At 70.2% G+C, this 4,173-nt stretch carries 3 protein-coding genes; 1 reads left to right on the forward strand and 2 read right to left on the reverse strand.

All coding sequences use genetic code 11. From position 1 onward, the window contains the following. The coding region (locus DLJ58_RS00400) for a hypothetical protein (RefSeq protein ID WP_208740744.1) at positions 1–444 on the forward strand (444 nt) is incomplete at its 5' end. Positions 445–478: 34 nt separating this feature from the next. Here the strand turns inward: DLJ58_RS00400 and DLJ58_RS00405 are convergent. Both DLJ58_RS00405 and DLJ58_RS00410 read right to left on the reverse strand, forming a co-directional pair. Then, positions 479–2,845: a ricin-type beta-trefoil lectin domain protein gene (locus tag DLJ58_RS00405; RefSeq protein WP_425271282.1), complete on the reverse strand. Its 2,367-nt coding sequence runs from the start codon at positions 2,843–2,845 to the stop codon at positions 479–481. Positions 2,846–3,132: 287 nt separating this feature from the next. Beyond that, on the reverse strand, positions 3,133–3,978 hold the full coding sequence (locus DLJ58_RS00410; RefSeq protein ID WP_244218720.1) for a copper resistance CopC family protein: 846 nt from the start codon (positions 3,976–3,978) through the stop codon (positions 3,133–3,135). Positions 3,979–4,173 lie beyond the last annotated feature (195 nt).

Genomic DNA, 4,173 nt, shown 5'->3' on the forward strand with positions numbered 1-4,173 from the left:
GATGTCGCCGGTGCGACAGCTGTCAACCGTGGAGGTCAGGCGATGGCGACGCGTACCCCGGACGGTGTGCACGCAACGCGGGCCCGGCGGCGTGGCGGTCTGCTGGTCGTCGCCTTCGGCCTGCTGGCGTACACCGGGACCACCGCTGTCGACGCGCCGACCCGCGCTCTGGGGCTGTCCTGGTCGATCATCGGAGCGGCCGGCGCGCTCGGCGTGCTGACCATCATGGTCGCGGCCCGCCGCCGGGCTGTGCGCCTGGAGGACGCCGCCCGCCTGGCGATGGCGATGGCGGCGCTCGCTGCGCTGGCCGTCGGGGTCGCGTTCGCGCCGGAGGGCGCCGAGCGAGGGTTCGTGGTCGCGGTGACCGGGGTGCTGGCCGCGTCGCTGGCGGTGTACGCGTCGCTCGCCGGTGACCTGCGGCGGACGGGCCGGGGCGCGGCCTGACCCGCCGGTCAGACCGCGCCCCTTTCGTCCGAGGTCAGCCGGTTACCCCGCTACTGACCACCCACTTCTGGTGTGCGCCGCCCGCGTACGTGCCGAGCTGGATCTGGGTGCGGTCGGCGCTGCTACCGCCGGCGGCCTCCAGAACCTTGCCCGACTGCGGGTTGCGGATCGACCCGTCGGCCTGCGGCTGCCAGACCTGCGCGGCGGTGCCGTTGCAGGTCCAGAGCTGAACCTTCGTGCCGTTGGCGGTGCCGCCGTTGTCCACGTCCAGGCACTTGCCCAGCACCCGGTACGTGTCGCCGACCTTCGTCCACGACTGCGCGGTGGTGCCGTTGCAGGTCCAGAGCTGGATCTTCGTACCGTCGGCGGTGCCCGCGTTGTCGACGTCCAGGCACTTGCCGCCGACGCCGGTGATGGTGCCGCCGGTCGGCGGCGGGGGACTGCCCGGGATGGAGTTGAGCGTGTACCACGCCTCGGTGCTCCACAGTGACTGGCCGCTGGTCGAGGTGAACGGGCGCGGTGACCGCAGGTGCACCACCCGGCCGGCCTTGCGACCGGGCACCGTGAGGCTGACCTTCTTGCCGTCCGCCGAGAGGGTGGCCGAGGTGACGGTCAGGGTCTCCTCGTCGATCTTCGGACCGCCGTAGTTCGACGTCGCCACGTACCGCCACTGCTTGAGCTTGTAGCGCGCGGCCAGGTCGGTGGCTGTCGCCGTCGACACCGGCTCGGTGTACTCCACCTCGAAGCCGGTCGTGGTGGCGCGCATCGCGAGCATCTCGAACGTGGTGGCGGTGTTGGGGGTGAGCTTCTGCAGGCCGTACGACAGCTTGCCGGTCTGGCCCCAGTTGCCGCCCGCGCCGAGCCCGCCGACGTAGATCGCGCCGTCCGGGCCGACGTTCACCTCGGAGACGCCCGCCTCCAGGCCCTGGGTGAGCCGGAACAGTGCGCCCTGGTACTCGCCGTTGACCTTCTCCACATTCGCCCGTTGCAGGCCGCCGTAGGTCACGTCGCCGATGACGAACTGGCCGGCGTAGCGACCGCCGGTCAGGTAGAGCGGCGTGCTGGGCGAGTTGGAGATCTCGTTCTGCGGCATCCAGAGCACCGGCTGCGTGACCGGAGCGGTGTCGAACGGACCCGCCGGGTTCGTGAAGTGGTTGAAGAACCGGCCCTGCTTGACGTGCACCAGCTTCGACGAGGGCAGCCAGCCACCCTGGTTGTCGGTGACGAAGATGCCGCCCTCCGGGCCCCAGCCGATGCCGTGTGGCGTACGCAGACCACCGGCGACGTAGCTGACCGCGCCGGTGTCCTTGTTGACCTTGAGGGTGGTGCCCCGGTTGGTGGCGGGCTGCGGGTTGGTGGTGGCGCCCCCGGAGTTGATCGACACCGACAGGTTCAGATAGAAGAACCCGTCCTGGTAGAGCAGGCCGAACGCGAACTCGTGGAAGTTCCCGCCGTACGGCCAGGTGGCGACGGTCTCCAGACGCTCGGCCACCTCGTCACCGCCGGTGTTCACCAGCCGGGTCAGCCGCTGCTTCTCGGTCACGTAGACCACCCCGTCGACGACCTTGAGCCCCATCGGTTCCTTGAGGCCGCCGGCGATCTTCTTGGTGGTCACGTTGCCCGGGGTTGTCGACCCGCCGGTGTTGCCGAGGATCCAGACCTCGCCGTCCTGGGAGGTGCCGGACTGGTCGCTGCCGCCCCAGGTGCTGATGACCAGGCGGCCGTCGGCCAGCCAGTCCATGCCGGTGACCTTCGGCTGGAAGCCGCTGGGCCGCAGGTTGGTCAGGGTGTAGCCGGGGTGCACGCTGGTCAGCGGCAGGCCGTCGCCGGGGGTGTCGGCGATCCCCTCGCACTCCTTGCGTCCGGGTGCGGTCACCCGTACCACGCCGGCGTCGGTGCTCAGCGTCGAGTTCGGTACGACCACGAAGGTCGACGAACCAGGAGTCTTCCACTCCAGGGTGATCTGCTGCCCGCCCCCACGCTCGAAGTGGTCGATGCGCAGCGGATGCAGGCCGGCGGCGAGGGTGACAGCGCCCTCCTTCGGCGGGGTGGCGCCGTGCAGGCCGTCATGGTTGATCACCACGGCGTTGTCGATCGACAGCTTGGAGCCGTCGTCGCTGCTGAGCCGGAAGGTGTAGCTGCCGGCCTGGGTGGTGGTGATGTTGCCGAGCACCTGCGAGACGAAGTTGTCCTCGAAGCCGAAGTCGGCCGCCGAGGTCCAGTTGATGGTGGACATCAGCTTGTCCACGTTCGGGGTCTGGGCGGGCTTGAGCGTGCACAACTCGGACAGCGCCACCTGCACGTCGAAGACGCGCAGCGTGACGCCCGGTTCCTGCGCGGGGGCGGCATTGGCGGGGACGGCCCAGAGACCGGCGGCGAGGACGAGTGCCAGCGCACCCAAGACGGGATGGTGGAGTCGGCGTAGCAGGCGTGTGCCCATCGTTCCTCCAGGAGGCAGTGGAGTGTCCGACGGCCGGCGTGGATCAGCGGTGAGGATGACCGTCGGCCCGGCTCCGTAACGTCCTCGACGCCGACGAGTGACGTTGCGGAAACACCGGGTGGATGGCTCGGAACATTAAGGCGTTTCGATTGGACTGTCCATGGCTTCGCCTCGATACATCAAAAGTTTCCTATGTCCGTGCGAAAGTTCGCGAGGGTACGCGAAGAATGCCCGGCTATTGCGGCGGTCTACCGCCGTCCGCGTCGGGCCGGACCGCTGGACCGATTGCCGGGCTTGCGGGCCGGCGTGGCGGCCCTGCGGCCCGGGGTGCCGCCCTTGCCTGCCGAGCCGGCCGGCCGACGGCTCGGCGTGGTGGCTCCGCGCGTGGCGGGTCGACGGCGGGCCGCCACCAGCACGATCGCCGAGACCACGACGACGATCAGAGCCGGGACCAACCAGGCCGGGAACCCGCCGCCGCGTTGCTCCTGCGCGGCGCCGGCCGGGTCGTCCGCCGCAGCGCCGGTGGGGGCGACCGGGCTCCCGGTGGCACCGGGGGTGGTCGATCCCTCGCCCTCGGCCTGGGCGAGCAGCGCCGGATCCGGCCCCGCCGTGGGTGCCGACCAACCAGCCGGGGCCGGCGTGCCCGGACCCTGGTAGTCGAAGGTCACCTCGCCCCGCACCGCCTCGCCGTCGGAGGCGACCGAGAGGTAGCTGGCGGTGTAGCGGCCCTTCGCCGGCCAGTGCGCGACGGTCACCATGGCCGGGAAGCCGGTGTGGTAGAGCCGTGGCTCGAACACGCCGTTGACCATGAAGTACTCGGTGACCGGCTTGTCCAGTCGCTTCGGCTCACCGTAGGACCAACCGTTGTCCACTCGCGACCCGTCCGGACCGCTGATGGCGAAGTGCGCGTTGGACGCCGGCTTCTCGGTGAAGTACAACGCCAACTGGGTCAGCGGCTCGCGTACGACGGTGCCCTTCAGCGGCGTGGAGGTCGCCAGCTGGCCGTGCGCGGACGCCGGTGCGACCGGCAGCAGCAACGACACCACCAGGGTCGCCGCCAGCGCCGCCACGACGCGGCTCAGGACCTTACGCACAGTGACCAGCTTCGATCGCATTGGTTCATCATGGTCATTTCCCCGGCACCGAACAAGACGTAGAGTTCTCCTCCCCGACGATCAACCCGACACCCGTCCCCCTCGCGTCGTTCGGAGTCCGCCCGTGTTCGTCCGTACCCCCGCCGCCCGGACCGCCGTCGCCCTCCTGGCTCTTATACACATCTCCGAGCCCAC

This window comes from Micromonospora arida (assembly GCF_003857035.1).
GTDB lineage: Bacteria > Actinomycetota > Actinomycetes > Mycobacteriales > Micromonosporaceae > Micromonospora > Micromonospora arida.